This window comes from Flavobacterium sp. GW821-FHT11G01, assembly GCF_058808175.1.
Genome location: NZ_JBXARK010000006.1, coordinates 1 through 22,086, shown reverse-complemented (window position 1 = coordinate 22,086; position 22,086 = coordinate 1). Strand labels below are relative to the sequence as shown.

Genomic DNA, 22,086 nt, shown 5'->3' with positions numbered 1-22,086 from the left:
AATGTTCTTTGTTTAAGGAAAGACCTGACGGCTGTTAGTAACCGTCAGGTTTAATCCAAATCTTTAACTAATCAAGTAATAACTTAAATGAACTGATTAGACTATATAAATTATAAAAGGTTTAATCGACTACCACTCATCTGTTCGAAAAGAGGAAACTGGCAAACCTCCGGCACTAAACAATTCTGCTTTTGCAAAGTCTTTAAACAAGTAACGAACCGCGACTGGCTTGGCCACTTTATCTGAAGTTAAAACTACTGATTTTCTGCGAACTACAGTTTTTGCAGGGTAAAATATTTTGTCTTCTCCGGCCAATTCAAAACCGGTTACTTCTTTCTCATACGATGTAATTCCGTTCGCAACATCATCAAAAGAAATTGTTACCGAATTATCTTTTATTTCCATTGATTTGTATTTCGGACTTTCAAATTCGAAACCTTCTATGCCATAAGTTCTCGCCAAAGCCTGATATGCCAAACGACTTCCACCCTTTTCTTTATCCATTGGGTGAATGCTATTTTCTTCCCCAATATCCATTAAAACCGCCATTGCTGAATTCGGAATTTCCTTTGTAGCTTTCAATTGTGCTTCTCTCAAATATGCCGAATTGTATTTGTTGTCTACATAATCTTTTGGATGAAATGATGCATAATTGAACGGCGCAATCTGAGCATAATAAAAAGGGAAATCTCCTTGTTTCCACAATGTTCTCCAACTGTTTACCATTTTTTTCATCAGTTCTTTATATTCAGAAGCTCTTTCATAATTTGATTCGCCTTGATACCAAATACAACCTTTAATTCCGTAACCAATTACAGGCGAAAGCATTCCGTTAAATAAAGTAGTCGGAACACGATTTGGATCTTTTGCCAATTCTTCTTTTGTCGTCGGAATTTTAGCGCTTGCAAAATCTTTCAACATTTCCTGATTCATCCACGCTTCCATGCTTGAACCACCGTATGAAACATGAATCAATCCCACTGGAACATCTAAAACTTCCTGTAAAAGTGATCCAAAATACCAGGCCGTTGCACTGAAATTTGAAGTTGATTTTGGAGAAGCAACTTCCCATTTTCCTTCAAAATCAGTTAATGGTTCTAAAACTGTTGCACGCGGAACTGTGATCAGACGAATGTTTTTATTGGTTGATCTTACAATAATATTATTTCCATTTGTTACGGGTTGTCCCTGAAAACCCTTCAAAGGCATTTCCATGTTCGATTGTCCCGAACACAACCAAACTTCACCAATCAGAACATTTTTTACCATAACTTTTTCTGTTCCTTCTGTAACTTCAATTGTAAATGGCCCTCCGGCAACTGGAGTTTGTAATTCCACTTTCCATTTTCCTGAATTATCCGCTTTTGCTTTATAGATTTTAGAATTCCATGACGTTTTTATAGTCAGGTTTCCATTCTTTTCTGCCCAGCCCCACATTGGTGCGTTTGACTTTTGCTGTAACATCATATTGTCTGTAAACAAAGCCGGCAATTTGATTTTTGCATTGATTTGGAAACTTGCCAAAAGCAATGTTATTATTACAAGAGTGTGTTTAATATTCTTCATTTTCAATATTTTTTTCCGCCACGAATTCACGAATTTTTTGAATCTTTATCCACAATCATTCGTGAATTCGTGGCTATTTTTCTTTTATTTTTTTTCTTTTACAATCGTAACCGGTCCTAACAATCCCGCTTTCAATAATATTCCTTCCTGTAATCTAAAAGGTGCTGTTGTCCAGGTTAATCTTTGTTCTTTTGGTAATTTCTCATCACCAATTAATCTATTTGCCCAAGTATTTGTCACTTTAATTTCTATGGTGTTTTTTCCTTTTTTCAAAGCTTCAGAAATAGCTGCTTTGTATGGAAATGTCCAGATTGTTCCGCAGTTGATTCCGTTTACGGTTACCTCAGTAATGTTGGCAATTGTTCCTAAATCAAGCCAGAATTTCTCGTTGATTTTTCCATTCCAGATGAAATCCTTTTTATAAACTGCTGTTCCTGAATAATATTTAATTTGATCATTTGTAGAAGTGCTCCAGTCAAAAAGTTTATTCGTTTTCACCATTTCTTTTGGTCCGTGAAATTCAGGATCGAATTGTATTTCCCAATTTTCATCTAAAGTCTGAACTGTTTCTAAAACAGCATAATTTTGTTTTTTATTTGAAAACGTTTCTTTGGTTTCTTCTTTAAAAATAACAAAACAAGATTCGTTCGCTTCTAATACAATCGGAATACTAGTTCTTCCGTTTTCTATTTTCCAATCAGACAAAACAGTCGTTTTATCCGTTACAGGATTATATAATTCCGGTGTTTTTCCGCTTACGCGAAAGGAAGCTTCAAAATTTCTTTTTTCTCCTTTTTGATTCGAAAGAAAATAGATTTCTTCTTTATTTGATTTTCGGTGCGTCCATGCAATAGTTTCCGAATCGGCTCTGTTTAATTTCGGAAAATAAAGATCTTGTTCAATTCCGATTGAAGTAAAATCATTTCCTAAATAGGGCAATTTAATAATTGTTCCTTTTCCGATTTTCCATGAAGATGAATTCGATTCATTATTCCAGATTTCATCAATAACATTCTGCCATTTTTTATGATCTTCATCAGAATGCATTCCGGGTTGTAAATCTGGTTTTTCATCAATAAAGATTGTTGCTCCATTTTTTATTAGTTCCAATATTTTTTCGGCTGCAGCCAAAGAAATCATTTTATTCGGCGCCATTTTATGACTTCCCGGAAACAATAAAGCACCGTATTCGATTCCGCCACCAAAAGATATTTTTCCGTTTTCGACTTTGGCGTTATTGATTAAAACATCAGCATTAAACGAATCATATTGATAACCATTTAATGGATTTATCCATTGCGATAAATCGGTATTATTTTTAGAATAAGTAACTTCTTTTGGCATTTTTGTCGTTGGCTGTCCATCATTTTCCAAACGTATTTTTTCACTTTCCAGTCTTTCCTTTCCAAACACATTCGGAATAAAAGGCACCAAACGATCCGGTACGAAAGAGCGGGACGGAAAATCTTCACCAATAAAAACAGCTAAATCAATAACCGGTTTTCCTTTTTGCAACTGCAATTGTACTCTTTGACAATATTCAAACCAGGCTTTACCGGGTTTCCACCAGGTTTGGTCTCTTTGAAAAAAACTTCCGATATCGTCTAAAGTCATTCCCGGTTTTCTGTCAGTCCACGGATTATGCACAAAAACATGATAAAACAATCGGTTAATTCCTAAAGCATAATTACGATCAGCGGTTGTTTTTAAATTCCCCGGATGTTCATCCCAATCCATTCTCAAGGCTGTGAAAGATTCGGCCTGAATAATATCTTTTCCATAAATATGTCCGCCTGAAATGGCATCTATCATATCAAAAGGTTTATCGTGCGTTGGGCTTTTTAACCAAAATTCTCCACTCGGATAATCGACATATTTAAAATGCAGTAACGCATCGCTGGTTACCACAGGCGCAACATTTTCCGAACTTAATTTGATCTTATTTTCTTTGGCAATTTGGGCAACGGTTCCGTAGAAATTGTCAGCTACTAATTCGGCAATAGTTTTGCGAACATCGTATAAAACTTTTTCTGAAACATCGGCGCTTTCAATTGGAATTCCAGCTATAACAGGCAAATAATCTACCAAATTATAACCACGTCTTTTTTGAAATTCAGCCTGAAAAACAGAAGACCAGTTTTGGCTTCCGCATTCCCAACTATCAAAATGTAGTATTTCTAAGGTTTTTGCAGCCAAATCAGGTCCGATTGTACGAATCATTTCGCCAAACCAATGATCGAGCTGAAAGCGAATTAATTCAGGATTAAATTTGTCAACTTCTAAACCTTTTCCAGCTCCGCCGGTAGCATTTTCATGTCCGGTTGAAGTGTGTCCCATTCGAATAATTTTCCATTTTCCTTTGGGTGCTTTCCAATTCAAATTTCCATTTGCATCAACTAAATTTGAAATATTAATGATTTCTGATTTTTTGAAAGACTCTGTATTCGGAATCTGTTTTGCAGAAGTTTCCGGACTCAAACGCCAGATTGCTCCTGATTTTCCTTCGTAATTATCAATCAATGCCTGATTCGAAAGGGTGATTTTACTCACTTTTAAATTCTGCTTCCATTTTGCAAAATCCAAATCCTCGGCACCTGGTTCCGTTCCGGCCGGATCGTAAACAAATCTGAAATATTTTGCAGTTACCGGCTGAATCGCATGAGTGTGCGCATAATCCATATCTTGCCAGCCGTGACGAGGCGCGATCATTCTTTCGTGGAATGTAAAATTAACTCCGTCATTGCTCACCTCAACAATTAAACGTTGCGCCTGAAAATCTCTTCCTTTCGTTTCAATTGTGATTGATTTGCAGGTAAAAGGTTTTTCAAATTCATATTGAATCCAGCCTTTTTCAGCAAATTTGAAATTATCCTCTTTTTTAGCATCAGCCAAAAATGAAGCGTCTGTATTATTTGAAGTGGTAACTTTTGGTAATTGTAATTGAGAATTCGTTTGATATTCTTTTATCGGAATAGCAAAAGTCGCAATGTCTTTATAATAATCTTTGTAATGTTCGGGAACTGGTAATTTTGAAGTTATCGTTTTTCCTCCCGCAATTTCAGTTGTTGACCAAACAATTTTTTGCATCGACATTTCTGGTGTAATCCACGGCCCGCCAGCTACGGCAAAACCATCGGCTCCATGAAAAGCCATTTTTAATCCTAATCGATTAGCTTCTTGAAAAGCCCAATGGATCATGTCCCAAAATTCCGGGCTCAATTGCAAAACCGGCGGATTTATTAATGGTGGATTTGCCGGACCTTTTATGGTCATTAAATAGGCGCCAGCAATTCCTGCTTGCTTCATTGCTTCTAAATCGGCTGTAATTCCTGCTTTAGAATAAGCCGATTTCATCCAATACCAATATACCCAGGGTTTTGAGGATTCGATTGTAGGTTGAAACTCTGTTGTTTCTTTTTTATGAAGTTCCTGTGCGGAAACGAATCCCGCAAAAAGTAACAAAAGGACAGTCGAAAGTCGAAAGTCGATTTTAAAAAGAAAAAATTGTTTTTTTTGAAACATTGCTAATCCCGCTTTTATAAATCCGCGAGATCTGCGAGATCTGCGAGAAAAATTAACTCTCGCAGATCTCGCAGATTTGGCAGATTATTTTAATGTTTTTTGTCTAATATTTAAACTTTTTCAAACTTTCTTCCAATCCATTTTTTGTTGCTGAAAACGGAACCAGATAAAAACTATATTGATAATCTCCTGATTTAATTTGATATTTTTCCAAAGGCTGCGCAACTGCTGTCCAACTGTCATTTCCTCCAACTCCCATCTGAATCAAATCAATATTTACCGTTAAAAATCCCGGGTCTTTTAAATCAAAAGTATGTTTGGCGGCACTTAAATTTTCTTGTGTATAAGGCCACGCGCTCATGCTTAAAACTTTTTTATCATCGACAACTAATAAACCTTTATTCTTTTGAGGTGTTGTAAAAGCCATCCATCTTACTTCGGTTCTGTTGGCGTTTTCCTGAGGTTTTACATAATGTTCCAGAAAATCATTAATTGGCAACGAATATTTTCCAACGAAAGATCCAAAACTTCTGTCGATATAATTTTCTAATTCACCTTTTCCGTACCACGAAATTTGATCAAATTTTCTCTGAACGCCCATTTGCATTCCGATTTTTGGAATGTTTGGTAATTTGTTTGTGGCTTTCAAATTGTAATCCACTTTTATAATTCCGTTTTCATTGATTTTATAAACGACTTGTACTTGCGCGCTGTCTTTGATGATTTCGTAATCACTTGTAATTATGGTTCCATCAATTGCGATTGCCATTTTTGTATTCACCAATTTTGGTTTTGCCTGATACCATGGCTTTAAGACTTTATGCGATTTCCATCCTCTTTTATCATTGTCTGTAAGCGGCCTCACAAAATTAGGCAACAACGGAGCAAAAACCTGTTCTTCACCATTAAATACATACGAATTCAACGCTCCGTTTGTTTTACTGATATTGATGTCGAAATTTTTTCCTTTGATTTTAAAATCTGAATCGGTTTCTGTGGTTTTAAATTTCGAATCTTTTTCATTTTTAAAATCGAGTACAACATCTGATTTTTTCAACAGAAATTGATCTTCCGCGACAGCGTAACCTTTAGAAGCCCAAAGTTTTTCTTTTGAAAGTTCAAATTTGATATTCAGAAAATATTCGGCATCCTTTTTCAATTTTGGCAAATATTGTTTTACATCTAAAACCGTAGATTGTCCCGCCTCTAAATTGAAAGATTTTAGAATTTGAGTTTTGATAACATTTCCGTTTTCCAATATTTGTAAAACCGGAATATAATCTGCCAAAGATTTAACTGCCTGACGATTTTTTATTTCTAACTGAAAATTATCTTTTAACGTGCTTGTCGCCGGCTGATAAATCCATTTATTTTCATAAATTGAACCTTTTGGTTTTCCGTTAGAATCTACAATTCCTTTTGTATTGAAATTTCCATCGTGGTATTTTTCACCAAAATCTCCTCCGTGCGCAAAAAATTCCTGACCCGTTGCCGGATCTTTTTTTACTAATCCCTGATCTTTAAATTCCCAGATACAACCTCCGATAACTCTTGGAAGCGAACGGAATTCATCCCATAATTCTTTTAAATTTCCAACTGAATTTCCCATTGCATGAGAATATTCCACAAAAATAATTGGTCGCGTATCTTTCTTTTGATCCACCAAAAATTTAGGTGTAAAAACGCCCGGATAAAAACGACTCACCATATCAACATACGGTTCATCTTGCGGATTTTCAAATCGATAAGCATGATCGATTGTTTTAGGATATCTCGGATCAAGCGGATCGATATACCCTTCTAATCTCGGATTTCCCTGCGCCGGTTCGTAGTGCACTGGGCGCGTAATATCAAAATCATGAACCCAACCCGACATTGCGGCGTGATTTGGTCCTTTTCCACCTTCGTTTCCTAAACTCCAGAAAACTACAGACGGATGATTTTTATCTCTTTCGACCATTCTGGTCATGCGCTCTAAATACGCATTCGTCCATTTTGGATCGTTACTTAATTTCCCGCCAATTCCATGTGTTTCCTGATTCGCTTCGTCCATAACCATAATTCCGTATTGATCGCATAACTCATAAAAATAAGGATCATTTGGATAATGGCTGGTTCTGATAAAATTGAAATTGAATTTTTTAATCGTCGTAATATCTTGTTTGATATCGTCTCTATTTACCGCTTTTCCTTTTGTCGGATGCTGATCGTGACGGTTTACTCCATAAACATAAGTTTCTTTTCCGTTGATGAGCATTTTTCCGTTTTCCTTTGAAAATTCGATAGACCGGAAACCAACTTTACAGCTTTTAGCTTCTGTAATATTTCCGTTGGCATCTTTTATTGACATTACCAAAGTGTACAAATTAGGTTCTTCAGAACTCCATTTTTTTGGATTACTGATGTTTTCCTTAAACATTCCAAAACGCACATTATCCAAACGAGGATAGCTTTCGTTAATCATATCGATAACCGGTTTTTGAAGCGGTTCTTTGAATAAAGCCACATTATTGGCATCGTATAATTGTGCCTGAAACGTATAATCTTTGATTTTTTCGCCAGTTAAATTTTCAACTTTTGATCGTAATTGAAAAGAAGCATCTTTGTACTCCTTGTCTAATTTGGTTTGATAAAAGAAATCCTGAATGCGCAATTTTGGTTCGGCCATAATGAAAACTTCACGCTGGATTCCGCTTACGCGCCAGTGATCCTGATCTTCAAGATACGAACCATCTGTCCAACGAATTACCTGTACCGAAACTACATTTTCTCCTTCTTTCAAATAAGGCGTAATATCAAATTCTGAAGGTAAACAACTGTCTTCTCCATAACCTAAAAATTCGCCATTCAACCAAACCTGAAAACCAGAACTTACTCCGCCAAAATGCAAAGTAATCGTCATATCTTTCCAGTTTTCCGGAACTGTAAAAGTGCGTTGATAAGAACCAACACCATTATAATCTTTAGGAATAAAAGGCGGATTTATTGGTCGAAACGGATAAACCGCACTTTTGTAAATTGGAATATCATAGCCTTTTAATTCCCAGTTGGATGGCACTTCAATTTTGTTCCAGCCGGAAACTCTTCCTTTATAAAAATCTTTTGAAGCTTCTTTTAGATTTGATGCATATTTAAAGTCCCAATCGCCAGTAAGCATTTTTAATCGGCTTTTGGTTCTGTCTCCTTTTAGGGCATCTTCAACATTTGCGTACGAATACGCTGTTGCTCGTGATGGTTGTCTGTTGATACTTGTTATTGTTGGATCTTCCCATGGAGCGTATTCGTATTTTTTTGGAACTTCGGGAATTCCCGCAGGTTCTCCGGTAACGGATTGTGCATGCGTTGCGTAAGATGTGAATAGTAAAATGTAAAATGTGTAGGTTAAAAATCTAAACCTGAAAATTGGATTGTTATATTTTGATTTTGACCTGAACATTGATTTTATATTTTGTTTCATTATTATTAATTCAATTATCCCTACGGGACATAAATGCCTATTATTTGTTTTTCTACCGACCAGTGTCTCCTAACGGAGTCATCATTTTTGACACGAAAAATGTTGTTTTTTATTTTTTGAGTAAGAGTATTAACGTATTTCATAACTCATAATTCATAACTATTTCTTCTGCTTTTTCTCTGGCGGTGCTACGAAATTCATTTCGCTTTTTCCTAAATCTTTAGAAGTTGCGATTGCAATTCCTCTTTGTTCTGCTTTATTAACGGCGCAATAAAAGTGATAAACAACTCCATTGTATTTTACCACAAATGATTTATGTGCAAACATATCGTCATAAGGTTCAGATGATTTGATTAAATCTTCCCCTTTCCAGTCGGTCCAGTTTACCAAATCATTCGAAACGGCAAAACGGTTAAATGCACCTTGATTCCAACCCGTCCAAAAAGCTCCAAAATAGAACATTACCCAAGTATCATTAATACGTTGAATATAGGCATCTCCTGAAATTCCTTTATGATGATTTATTAATGGTTTATTGCCATAACGCTTCCATGTTTTCATGTCGTTTGACACAGCCATAGCAATACGCTCAGCACCTTTAGCCGGATTTATACTATCGCCACGGGCATTATAATACATTATAAAATTGTGTCCTGTCAATTTATCTTTATCACGAATCACACTGTTTTTGTACATCGTACTATTATCCCACCATTTAGCATCTTTGTCTTTTGGAGATAAAACAGGTTTTTCTAATCTTTGAAATTCGTGCGCTTTTGTTGGCGATTCTTTGGTGTAAGCCATTCCAATTGACAAAACACCGGCTTCGTAACCTTTGCTGTCTCCGCCAAAATAACTCATCCAATATTTGTCATCGTATTTTTCCCATTCGTAGCTTCCGCCCCAGGTTGGATCTTGTAATGCAATATATCCTGCCTTTTGATTGACATCCCAATGTTGTTCGTTTTCTGAGAAAGACATTACTTTTCCTAAATGTTTCCAATGCAATAAATCATCGCTTTCTGCTAACCAGGTTTCATAACCTCTTCCACCGTAAATCAAATACGTCATGAACCATTTTCCGTCTTTTCTAAAAACACTCGGACAATCCATTTTATAAGAGTTGTCTGTTGGCACCATCACCAAACCGTATTTATAAGGCGTTTTGATTTCGTTATAAATCTCCTGCATTACGGTTTCGTTGATTTCTCTTTTTTTATATTTTTGAGTGGCACAACTGCTTATCAAAAGAGTTGTAATGGCAATAAATAGGTATCTAAGTTTCATTTTTTTTTGGTTTTGGCCACGAAGGCGCTAAGGCACTAAGTTTTCTTATTTCCTTTGCGACTCTGCGACTTTGCGTGATTATTTGACCAGCTTGGGATTAATTTCACGCAAAGTCGCAGAGTCGCAAAATTTTTCTATATTCTATTCTCTATATTCTATTCTCTATATTCTATTCTCTTTGTTCTTGACTCTTTCCTCTTGGCTCTATTTCAACTCTTTCAATCGGGATTCCATCACATCTTTATTCAATTTTACCTTTACCATTCCTGTAGGGTGAAATCTTCTCTTCAAATCGATTGCGTTATACACTATTGTGTAAACATCGTTTCCTTCCGGGATTAAACACAAAGGCGTTCTCATAATATCCCACCATTTATCTACTTTGGTTTCGATTGGTAAATAATGAGCTTCTGACCAATTAACACCATCTGCTGATAATGAATACGCAATCATATTCGGTAAATGGTGTCCCCAGCCGTCTGGGCCTCCATCGAAAATGGCGATGTACATTCCGTTTGGTAATTGACTTACGATTGGATTTTCAACAAACTGCGGATGCATTGTCTTAATTGGTTCCAAACCTTTGTTCATTCTAAACCAAGGTCCCTCTAAACTTTTTGATTCGGCTAAAGCCACAAACCAGCCTTTTCCTGATTTTTTTGGATAATCTGCCCATGAATTAAACGGATACGCACCGCTGTAAAATCCGAACCATTTATCACCAACTTGGTATGGAAAAAATGAAGCAACACCCTGACGTCCTTCCCAAGGCTGAGAATCTAATCCTGGTTCCATAATAATTCCCATATCTTTATATGGACCGCCAATTCCGTTGATTCCTTCAACCGTCGATTCGCATCGCCAGATTCTTCCAAAAGAATGATTCGGTTCTATAGTTTTACTAACGGTATACGCCAAATAATAGCCGTACCATTTGTTTGCCTTTTCGTTAAAAACCGGCATATACGACCAAATTGCCGCACGACGATCATTCATTGGATTATCGTCTTCGGTTACGGCGTACGTTCCGCTTGCCTGATAAATCGTTGATTCTCTTTTCCAGTGAATGGCATCTTTACTAGTCCAGTGACCAATTCGGGTTTTTACACGATCGTAATAATAATCTACTCCTTTTTCTCCCGCTCTTTCTGTTGGAAACATATGATACGTATCGCCAACTTTCACCACGCGGCCACCTTCAAAACCTCCCTGAATTCCTTCCGTTCCCGGCATTCCTTCATCAATAACGGCTTTGTTTTCTCCGCCGATAATTTCGAAAAGTGGTTTTTCATCTGAAAATCCTTCGACTATAAAAGTTGGATTCCAAAGTTTTCCATCTGGAAGTGCTGCGTTTCTAAATTCTAATTTTTGAGAATCTTTTACAACTCCTAAAACAGCAAATAAACCTTTTCCGAAGTTTATTGTTTGAGTTCCTTTTGAAACAGAAACTGCATAAATATTTACAGGAGGCAAACCTGTTATTGTCAATCCATTTTCCAAAACTAATCTGGCTTTCGCCGAATTATTAAATTGAAGATAGTCTGCGTTTTCTTTTTCCTGAAAAACTCCAATTATTACCTGAACATTTTCTTTAAATTTTAATTGTAATGGAGCATTTGTTCCGTTTTTATATTGATCCAAAGGAAGTTCTACGCCTGTTAATCCTTGTAATTCGGGAGCAAGTCTGACAATATTATGCTTGCTTCCAGAAAAAACATGAGCATATTGTGTTGTTTTGAAAGTTTTGTAATTTGATTTTACAACTTCAAAAGATGCAGGTTTCCAAGTTTGATTTTGTGCATTTATTGAAAATTGAAAGCATACCAAAAACATCAGTAGAAAAACTGCTTTTACTTTGAAATTGTATTTTGTGTTTTTTGAAAACATTGTTTTTTATTTTTTACTTTTTGTCATTTCGACCGAAGGGAGAAATCACACTAGAAATTCCGCAATCATAATCGACAATCTTTGTGGTTACGCGTGTGATTTCTCCCTTCGGTCGAAATGACAAACTGGACGTTTACAAACTAATCACTAATTACTAAGGACTAATTACTAAGAACTGAGGACTTAAAGCACTTTATAACTTACTTTATATTCCACATTCGGTTTTACAATCAACTGATATTTATTTTTCGCTAATTCAGTAATTGTTCCAGAGTTTGTTTTTGGTTTGCCTGAACTTTCGAAAATTAATTTTCCTTCACCTTCTCCTGCTTTTACTTTAATTTCTTTCGTACTGCAATACAATGCTACTTCACTATTTGGTGTTGGAACTTTTCCTTCCATCCATTGTAATCCACCTAAATTGGGTTTGATTTCATATTCTGAATATCCCGGAGCCGTTGGCTTTACACCCAAATAATATTTTCCTAGCAAATAAATTGGACTAGAACCCCAAGCATGGCAAAGACTTTTTCCATAAGGGCGTCCATACATCGCTAAATGTTCTGTTCCTTTTTTGGTTGGATTGTATTCTTCCCAGAAAGAAGTTGCTCCTTCATTCAGCATTCCGCCCCAATAGTCTTTCATTTCTTTCAACACATAATTTTGTTCTCCCATAGCACACAATGCTTCCAACTCGTAAAAACGCATATACGGTGTTGTAATTTGAAGAATATCTTTATTGAGCAACACCTTCTTTTTTATACTTTGTTTTTGTTCTTCATTAAAATAATTAAAAAAAATACCGAACATATTAGCGTATCTGGTTACAATGTCCTGCATTTTACCGTCTATACGCTGGTGCTTCATAACGTTTTCTTTTTTATCCCAAAAGACATCAAATAATTTAGTTTTTAAATCATCCGCTAATTTTTGATATTGTTTTTGGTCTTCATTTTCACCTGCAATTTTAGCACTAACTGCCATGGCTTCTAAGCTTCTCGCTAAAAGCATTTGCTCAAAACTGACCTCACCGGTTTTTGGTAATCCGTTTGCCCAGTCAATAAAAACCCAATCGCCTTCTAATGGTTCCAGAAAACCGTTTTTGTTTCTTCTTTTTAAACAGAATTCCATAAGTGATTTCATTCTTGGATAAAAAGTTTTGATAAATTTCGTATCGCCCGTGTGTAAATAGTAATCGTAAACACCCACAAACCAATACAGCGAATAATCCATTATGATATTAATATGGGCCGTCACAGGTTCTTTACCACGAAGCGCTAACAGCGTTCGTTCAACAGAAGCCGAATCAAAGAATAAATAATAATTCATTAAATAACTTTGATAAGCATCGCCAGACCAAACCCAACGGTCGCGTTTAATTCCGTCTATAAAAAATTCGCGAGATGTTAAATGCATCGTGTAAGCCGAAACGTCCCAAATTTTATTCAATTGTTCATCTGATGACTTAAATGCACCACGATAATCTAATGGCAAATATTCGTAAAGCATCGAGATTGAATCGTATTTTACTGTTGAATCTGCTTGTATCTGAACATAGCGGAATGCTTTTGAACCATTATGTGTATAAGTTTCAGATTGTTTTCCATCAAAAGATAAATGATCTAGGGTTTCGCATTTGGCAGAATCCAGCGCTTCCTCACGAGATTCACCATAATAAAGTGCTACTTTTCCTTTTCCTTTTAAACCGTGAATTTTAATATAGCCGAAAGTCTCTTTACCAAAATCTACCAACTCACCAGCTCCTGTCTTTTCTGTTTTTTTTGCGTTCAAAGGTTTGGTTGTTAGTTTAAACCCGGAAGGCTTATTCTCTGTTGAATAAAAATTCCAGGAACCAACCGGAACCCAAGGCGTACCGGATTGTTGTGCTTTTCCAGCTTCATCAATCCAAAGTTTGTCTTCATTGGTGACCTTCCAGGATGGATCCGATTTAACATATTTACCAGCAATATAAATAGCCGGCAACACTTCCTGATTGTATACTTTAAATGAAATTTTGTGTTTCCCGGCAGGAATTTTTATTGATTTTGGTTGCCCGTAAACCTGAACACCATCTAAAAGCAATTGAAAAGATCCTTCTGAGTAGATTTTTGCCTCGTCTGGTTCTGGAATATCAACTTCTGTTTGAAAAGTTACCAGGGCATAAGGACTGTAATATTGCCAAAGCGGTGGAAATACTGCTTCGCGTTCTGTACGTCTTACTTGCATTTTATTGCTTAACCAAACTTCAAAATCACCTGGATACCAGATCCATGTCGCTTCTTTTGATTTTTCTTGTGCGAATAGGGCACTAGAAGAAAATAAAACACCGAAAACAAGGAAAATTTTAAAAAGTAAAAAGCGGTTTAGCATAGTTAGTTTATTTTGGGACTAAAGATAAGTGTTATTTTTACATTTCACAACCTGTAGTGTCATGTTTAACAGCTTGATTTAACTTAAAATCTGTATTGAAGATAATTTAATGCGTATTTTTTTATACAATTTATCAAATTTTAATTGATTATTGATTGAAGTCGTAATTTGTTGTCAGATTTATCGGTCAATTCACCTTAGAATTGTACAACAAAAAAAATGCCTCAATAATATTGAGGCACTTAAAAAATTATCTTGAAGTTAGGTATTCTAACAAAACACTAAAAGAATGCTATTCGATTAAGATAAAACCAAGTCATCACTTGTTAGTTTTACTTTTGGTTTACCCAATTTTATCACAGCTTCCTTTATCTTTATTTGGTCTTCTTTTGAAAGGAAAACCGGTATTAATACAGCTATTTCTATTTTTAATAATCGATTTATGATAATTAAATCTTTTAAAGTAAATGGTTTAATTCCATTCATAAGCTCTGACATATGCGTCTTGCTTTTATGACCTAAAATGGAGCCCAGATTTTCCTGAGTTAATTCAAATTCTTTGAGTTTTTTTCTGATTGCTTGTTTTCTATTTTCCAGAAATATCCTTTCTAATTCAGCTATCTGTTCAGCTTTATCACTTTCTAAAAGTTTAACATCATCAATTTTCTCGACATCACTCCATTCTGCATTTTCATATTTTTCAATTATATCACGCAGTTTCGTTCTTAGGTTTTTAAAATGAAAATCTTCCTTAGCAAGAAGCCTAAGTTTCCTGTCAGCAATAAGGGCTCTGTCATAATCCAATTCATTGGTGATGATACCCTTTTCTATTATTTTTTCTATGTCAAATTGTGTTTTCATTATTCGATATAACTGTTTTTTCTCAACCACTTTTCAATAGTTAGTTTATTATTTTTAAATGTCGATTCATATTCCTGATGAGTGCCACACCAAACAATTGTAGCTTCTCCATCATTATCAAATTCAATCAATATAAGTGTTCTATGGATATTAATATTAAAAAAATAAAATCCATTATTATGGACACAATCTGCATCAGTTCGAATGTCATCGATACTTTGCTCGCTAGGATTAAACCTTTCCAAATCAGTGATTAACTTATCAATTTCACCACATAGTTTTTTGTTCCCGATATTTTTCTTTTTAATTTTTAAAATTGTCTTCTTCCCAATAATTCTCATAACAATGACTTTGCAAATATAATTAAAAGTTCTGATATAAACCGAACTTTTATTGTTGACTTTTCTATCAACTCAAAACTTATTTCTATCAAATTTATAAAAATTTACTTACAATTTAAAAACAGCTTATCATTCAATTTAATTGCAAACAAAAAACGCTTTCTTAAAAAAGAAAGCGTTCATGATATGTGATATTAAATAAAATCTAATTTCCATTAAAAATAAAATACAAACTCAAAATTACGATTCCAAGAAGCGCAAACAATAATTTGACTTTCTTACTAGTCTTTGGAATATCAGTTTCATCTGAAAAATTAATCTCAGGATTTTTATCTGCTAATGAAATAATAATTGCGGCTACTAATAATGTCGCAAAAATGTAAAATGAGATCAATAAAAAGTGTGGCCAAACTGGGTATTTATCGGCAGGGAAAATCCATAAATATAAAACGCCAACAAATAAACTAAAGGCTGAACCCCAGGATAAAGTTGCGTTTACTGCTTTTTTTGTAGTACGTTTCCAGAAAATACTCAACAGGAAAACAACAGATAATGAAGGCGCTAAAAATCCTAAAACGGCCTGAAAAATATTAAATAAATTTTGTCCTTTTATATTGTCAATCGCAACGGCAATCAAAATGGCGAATAAACATCCGGCCGCAATTGTGATACGACCTATTTTAATTTGTTCTTTAATAGTCGCCGTGGGGTTGATTTTCTTTACATAAATATCATTGGTAAAAACAGTACTTAAGGCATTTAAGGAAGAACCAATTGTTCCTACCAAAACCGCAATCATAACACAAATCACCAAACCGTTCATTCCACTTGGGAATAAATTAGTCACCATTGTCATATAAGCCAAATCTGAATTTTTACCTAATTCCGGATATAAAACATAACACAGAATTCCAGGTAAAATAAACAAAGGCAACGCCAGTACTTTCAGCCAGCCAATGAAATTTACTCCCAATTGTCCGTGCTCTAAATTTTTTGCTCCTAAAACACTCTGCACCATCGACTGATCGGTGCAGAAAAAAGCAACTGCCGCAACCGGATATCCCAACAAAATAGCCGGCCACGGATAATGTGCGTCGCTTGCGGGTTGCACTAAATTCCAAAAATTAGAAGGTGTTTTTGCTATTAAGGCGCTAATTCCTCCCACTTTTTGTAATCCTAAATAAGATAAGGTAAGCGAAACCACAATTAATAAAATCATCTGAAAAACATTCACTTTTGCAATGGCTTTCAATCCTCCTGCGAAAGTAAAAATTCCGGAAAAAATCACTAAAACAGTAACGCTTTGCCACATCGGAATTCCAAGAATCTGACGTACCAAAATTCCTCCGCTAAATAATCCTAACGATAACCAACTTACCAAAATTTTCACCAAAGCGTACCAAGCCAAAATATTTTGTGTGCTGTCGCCATAACGTTTTCCCATGTATTCCGGCATGGTACTGACTTTGCTCGCAATATAACGCGGTGCAAAAACCATGGCCAAAAGCAATAAGAAAACAAAAGCATACCACTCAAAATTTCCGGCTACAATTCCGGTTGCGTAACCAATACTTGCAAAAGCCAATAAGGAGGACGGACCAACATTGGTTCCCCACATATTAAACCCAATGCTGTACCATCTAAGTGAATTTCCGGCAAGAAAAAGAGTTTCATTTTTCTTGCTTTGTTTCATACTTACGACGTAACCAATAATTAATAAGGCTACTAAATAAACGGCAACAATGATAAAATCTAAGGTTGTTAACTTATCGTAGATACTGTTCATAGCTCATATTCTTTTAAAACATCAGCTATTTTAACTGGCATTCCGGTTTGTAAAGATTTGTCCATCGCCTGTAATAAAGCCACGGTTCCGATACCTTCTTTCATGTCCGGATAGGCTGTGAAATTTTGTTCGATACTATCGACAAAATATTCCAGATAATTTTGATATTCTCCTGCGTGATGGCTTTGTCCTTCAAAACGGAAATAATGTTTTAAGGTGGCATCGCCCCAGGTTATTACTTTTTCTTCACCAATTTTGTCTGTAATAGCGTAACGCAATTCGTGATAATCGGCCTGACTTGCGCCTTCGGTCGCTCTTAGAATTGTGCTCATTCCGCTATCTCTTTGAGCCGGTTGTGTAGGTGAGGTATACACACCGCTTACTCTGGCAATTCTTCCATCAGTTGCTTTGAAGATAAAGTGCATGGTATCTTCATTTTTTAAACCAGCGACGCTTCCATTGCTGCTGATCATTCCGTAACCCATAACTTCTTCAATATTGGGTAAATACCATCTGATAAAATCTACGGGATGACTTAAACCTCCGTAAAGCCATTTGAACGATTGCAATAACGACCATTCTTTTTCTAAAAACCATCTGTGATCTGCGTGATAATGCGCTTCGATGGTAATTAAATCGCCAATTAATCCCGCTTCAAAATCATTTCTTTGCCTTTTTGCCGGTTCAAAAAATCTTGAACTTTGACCTATGAAAACTTTCTTTCCGGTTTTCTCGCTCAAGGCTAATAGCTCTTTGGCGTCAGCAAGATTATCGATAAAAGGTTTGGTACACACTACATGTTTTCCGTGAAGTAAAGCTTGTTTTACATGATCAGCATGAAGATGGTCTGGCGTATAAATAGCAATAATATCAATTGCGCTGTCATTTAATAAATCAGCATAATCTGTTGTATAAGAATGAAAATCAAATTCTTTTGCTCTTTGTTTACACAAGTCTTCGTTTCTGTCGCATACTTTTACCAGCTCTAATTTCGAGCTTTTTAAAGCTGCCGACATTGTGCTACGACCTTCTCCAAGTCCTAAAATGGCAATTTTTAACATTTTTGTTATTGGTTTAAATTATTTTCCGCCACGAATTCACGAATTTATTTTCCTTCAAATCTTCTTTTAATATTCCTATAATGCAATTCGCATTAATAAAAATATTAGCTCAACGATTAGTAACATTCGTGAATTCGTGGCCTTTTATTAATTTATTTTATTTAAGAAAATCCAGGTTTCATTAGGTTTTGCGCCTTCGATTCCGGTTTGATATTTTTTCATTAGGGCATTCCAATCGTCTACACGTGGATTATTTTCTGTTGTTTTCGGATTTAGTTTATCCAGATTTTCACCTTTTGGAATACTGATCACTAGCATTAATTGTCTTCCGTTTTTGAAAACCTGTAATTGCTGAAAATCTGCATTACAGAATCCTTTTGCAATTTCAGGCCATTTTTCAAATTGAGTTGTGTGATATGCTACATATTCTTTTTGCAATTTTTCATCTTCCACCAAATTGGCTGTTAAAACAATATTTTCCCATTCTGATGCCAGTTTTGAATCTTTACATCTTTCAAAATTTTGGAAATCATAAATCGGATTTTCATAAATTTTTATTTGTGCCGATGGATAAGCGAGAGCCAACTTCTTTTTCGTTCTTTCCGGTTGGTTCATTTTTCCATAAATCACCAGATGATTTTTCCATTGATACAAAGATTCTCCCACAATTCGGAAACCTTTTATAGTCGATTTTACTTTTTCAATATCAAAATCAGAACCTGTCATTTCGATCGCAACCGATTTTGGCAATTCCTGTAAACCCCAAGCTTCATCCATTATGGCTTCTTTGGTTAAAGCAATATATGGCGCTCTGATTCCTGCAGCTTCTTTTATTTTAGTGCTGACATACGGATTGTTATTTTCCCAAATATTGCCTTCCGGACCGTTATTGTTTTTCAGAATTTTCTCTGTTGCAATCCAGTTATTTTTGATAGTAAAACCCTGACTTCCTTCATCTGTATACAAATACAACCACAAAAACGGATCGTGCGCGTAGGGACTATTATACACTTTATCAATATAATTTTCTTCTATTCGGCTATTTGGCTGAGAAGAAAGCGTGTAAATTCCGGAAACATCATGAAGATGTTTGGCATAATGATGAATTTTGTTGGCTAAGATTTTGTTGTTTTCCATCACATTTTTAGTGTGCGTCCAACCCCAACCCATTGAAATTCCGCTATATGCCACATCCGAAATTTCGTTGTGTTCAATTGTAAGATTTTTGACAAAACCGGCTGCAATTCCTAAACATCCCCAATCTTCATTGGCAACATTTGTAATTAAATTGTCCGCAATTACTTCATCGGAACAAATTTCTCTTTCGTCTTTTATCACTAAAGGTAAATGCGCTTCGAAAGCTTCTTCAGAAAAAACACCGATACTTATAGCATTTCCGCCAATATCTTTAAATAAATTTCCTTTGATGGTATTGTGATTTGTGCCTTTATTCAAGTCTAATCCTGTTGAAGATAAATGTTCAAAACGACAAGATTCGAATTGATTATTGTGTGCATAATTCACTTCTACAGCCGCTCTTGGTCGACCAACCCAACCTTGATTTTCCAGATTCGCCTGATTTGGAGTTCCCGGAATTTTTAGTTTGTAAGCGTCTAATAAATACATTCCCGCCTGCAACGGAACGTGACCTTGTTGCGAAGGACGAAGCCAGTTGCTGTATTGAAATGAAATTCCTTTGAAATTAAAATGATGAACGGGAGAATCAATTGTTCCTTTCATCTCCACCAAGTTTTCCAGAACGGGAACGGTTACTTTTGCAGAAATTAGATCTTCACCTTGTCTTGGAATATAATAGATTTTGGCATTTTTTTTATCCAAAAACCATTCTCCTGGTTCGTTCAACATGGAAATTCCGTTGTTTAAAAAGAAAGCTGAATTTCCGTTATTTTTTGAAATCCAAGGCGCTGGCCAGGGATGCTCACTTTGGATGCGACTTTCTGGTTGTTCAAAAGAAAGTCGGGCACTGTCTTTTTGAACTTCAATATTTTTGATACGAAGATTGGCTGTTGACCACCATTGAATGATAAACATTTCCATTCCGGGTTCGTACTTTATAGCTTTATCTTTAAATGGAATCCAGCAAGTTTCTGTCGCCGCATCCCAGGAAAGAATACGATCCATTTGGTTTCCGGCTGTACTTTTGGCTCTCACCGCTTTTTTTCCGTTCACCCATAATTGACGATAATTGATGATTTCGCCTGCTTTTTGAGGTGCATCGGCTACCCAGATATTTGCTTTTTTTTGTCCGTTTATAGTTGCACCTTTTTTCCAGTTTTTAATTTCCAATCCTCCGCTGATTATTGGTTTTGCATTTGCATCCGCTTCAATTGTAGTTGGACTTTCGGGAGTTCCTGAATCTTCTGGTCTTACGAATAAAGGTTCGTTTAGATAATACGTTCCGTCTGTTACGATAATATGAATTCCGTCTTTAATCGATGGATCTTTCAAACGACGTAATTCTCTGGCTTTTCTCATCGCCATGTGCACAGTCGCTAACGGACTTGCTTTTGTTCCTGGATTTGAATCTTTTCCATTGGTTGAAACCCAAATCTCGGCTGCTGTTGCTGAAAAGACAGAACAGATGATGAAAAAAAGGATAAGTACTTTATTACGAGTAGGTAAACGCATTTTATATTTTTACTTTTAATAATGCTTAAATATAATTCAGAATGTAAATTTTCTTAGTAAAAAACTGATATTCTAAACAATTTTAACATTTTATACAATAATTAGGCACCAATTTAAAGTAACCCTAAAATATAAGTATCCTGTACCCTCCTGCTATCTGTTAAAATAAGTGTATTTTTTACACATTATTAATTTTTTCAACAAAAACAAATAATTTGAGGCAGGAATCAACTCTTAAAAACTGTGGAAATCTGCATCACAGATGATTTTTTTACCACAGAGAACGCTAAGTTTTTTTATTCCTTATCTTTAGAAAAAAACACAAAGTTCACAAAGCTAAATCAAAATATAGCTTTGTGAACTTTGTGTTTTTTACAAGTATTCCCAGATAAATTTTTGTGTTCTCTGTGGTAAAAAATAATTATAAAAAAATAACGTCCGAGGGCTGTCGGACGTTAAATTCACAAAAAACCACTTTTGCTTAAACAAACTTAAAAAAAACTATTTTTATCTATAGAAGCCCATTGATACTCCGCCGTCTACATTCAGGGCATTTCCTGTCGATTTACTCAACAAGCCTCCTGTAAATGCAAAACATGCATTGGCAATATCATCAGGCAATATGATTTCGTTTAATAGTGTGCGTTTCGCGTAGTAAGCCGGCAGTTCCTCTACCGTAATACCATACGCTTTGGCACGACCTTCTGCCCAGCCTCCAGACCAAATGTTTGAGTCTGAGATAACGGCATCAGGGTTTACCGTGTTCACACGGATTTTATCTGCTCCCAATTCCGCTGCCATTAGGCGTGTTAAATGGGCCTGTGCTGCTTTGGCCGATCCATATCCGGGATTGTTCGGTCCTGCAACAACAGCATTCTTCGATACAATGTTTACAATGTCTCCACCAAAACCTTGTTTTCTCATTACTTCGATTCCGGCTTTCGATACAATAAATTGTCCTTTTACCAAAATGTCATATAATCTGTCCCATTCTTCAAGGGTATGTTCAGCAATAGATTTTGAGATACTGATTCCGGCATTGTTCACCACAATATCCACGCCTCCAAAAGCAAGACAAGCTTCGTCCAGTGCTTTCTCTGTGCTTTTTTCATCCGTTACATTCAGTAATGTACTTGACACGGCATCTTTTCCGAATGACTTGATAAAGTCTTTGGTAGCTTCTTCGAGTCTTTCTTCGTTGATGTCGTTGATCACCACACAGGCACCTTCCTGAGCGAACTTTTTGGCAATTGCTTTTCCAATTCCTCCGGCTGATCCGGTGATAAGGGCAACTCTTCC

The 22,086-nt window shown here is 35.8% G+C and carries 12 protein-coding genes; all 12 read right to left on the bottom strand.

The features are described from left to right. Nucleotides 1-129: 129 nt before the first annotated feature. Entirely contained in the window at nucleotides 130-1,566 is a 1,437-nt protein-coding gene (locus AC1RRN_RS12200) for a sialate O-acetylesterase (RefSeq protein ID WP_492967566.1), read from the bottom strand. 84 nt (nucleotides 1,567-1,650) lie between these two features. After that, complete coding sequence (locus AC1RRN_RS12195; RefSeq protein ID WP_492967565.1) at nucleotides 1,651-5,088, bottom strand: glycosyl hydrolase; 3,438 nt, start codon at nucleotides 5,086-5,088, stop codon at nucleotides 1,651-1,653. Between the two features lie 103 nt (nucleotides 5,089-5,191). Then, nucleotides 5,192-8,524, bottom strand: coding sequence for a glycoside hydrolase family 2 TIM barrel-domain containing protein (locus AC1RRN_RS12190; RefSeq protein ID WP_492967564.1), 3,333 nt, complete (start codon nucleotides 8,522-8,524; stop codon nucleotides 5,192-5,194). Between the two features lie 180 nt (nucleotides 8,525-8,704). Continuing rightward, nucleotides 8,705-9,832 (bottom strand): glycoside hydrolase family protein, encoded by a 1,128-nt coding sequence (locus AC1RRN_RS12185; RefSeq protein ID WP_492967563.1) that lies wholly within the window; start codon nucleotides 9,830-9,832, stop codon nucleotides 8,705-8,707. Between the two features lie 204 nt (nucleotides 9,833-10,036). After that, nucleotides 10,037-11,719, bottom strand: coding sequence for a glycoside hydrolase family protein (locus tag AC1RRN_RS12180; RefSeq protein WP_492967562.1), 1,683 nt, complete (start codon nucleotides 11,717-11,719; stop codon nucleotides 10,037-10,039). A 183-nt stretch (nucleotides 11,720-11,902) separates the two neighbouring features. Further along, nucleotides 11,903-14,089, bottom strand: coding sequence for an alpha-L-rhamnosidase-related protein (locus tag AC1RRN_RS12175; protein ID WP_492967561.1), 2,187 nt, complete (start codon nucleotides 14,087-14,089; stop codon nucleotides 11,903-11,905). Nucleotides 14,090-14,389: 300 nt separating this feature from the next. Continuing rightward, the gene (locus tag AC1RRN_RS12170; protein ID WP_492967560.1) at nucleotides 14,390-14,950 is read right to left on the bottom strand and encodes a helix-turn-helix domain-containing protein; all 561 of its coding nucleotides are present in this window, start codon (nucleotides 14,948-14,950) and stop codon (nucleotides 14,390-14,392) included. Then, entirely contained in the window at nucleotides 14,950-15,291 is a 342-nt protein-coding gene (locus AC1RRN_RS12165; RefSeq protein WP_492967559.1) for a type II toxin-antitoxin system HigB family toxin, read from the bottom strand. Before AC1RRN_RS12165 ends, AC1RRN_RS12170 begins: the two co-directional genes overlap by 1 nt. Nucleotides 15,292-15,496: 205 nt before the next feature. Continuing rightward, a complete protein-coding gene (locus AC1RRN_RS12160) occupies nucleotides 15,497-17,077 on the bottom strand; it encodes a sodium:solute symporter (RefSeq protein WP_492967558.1) in 1,581 nt (526 codons plus the stop codon). Next, a complete protein-coding gene (locus tag AC1RRN_RS12155; RefSeq protein ID WP_492967557.1) occupies nucleotides 17,074-18,138 on the bottom strand; it encodes a Gfo/Idh/MocA family protein in 1,065 nt (354 codons plus the stop codon). The genes AC1RRN_RS12160 and AC1RRN_RS12155 overlap by 4 nt, the downstream gene beginning before the upstream one ends. Before the next feature lie 147 nt (nucleotides 18,139-18,285). Beyond that, on the bottom strand, nucleotides 18,286-20,787 hold the full coding sequence (locus AC1RRN_RS12150) for an L-rhamnose mutarotase (protein WP_492967556.1): 2,502 nt from the start codon (nucleotides 20,785-20,787) through the stop codon (nucleotides 18,286-18,288). 507 nt (nucleotides 20,788-21,294) lie between these two features. Further along, on the bottom strand, nucleotides 21,295-22,086 hold a 792-nt coding region (locus AC1RRN_RS12145), incomplete at its 5' end, for an SDR family oxidoreductase (RefSeq protein ID WP_492967555.1).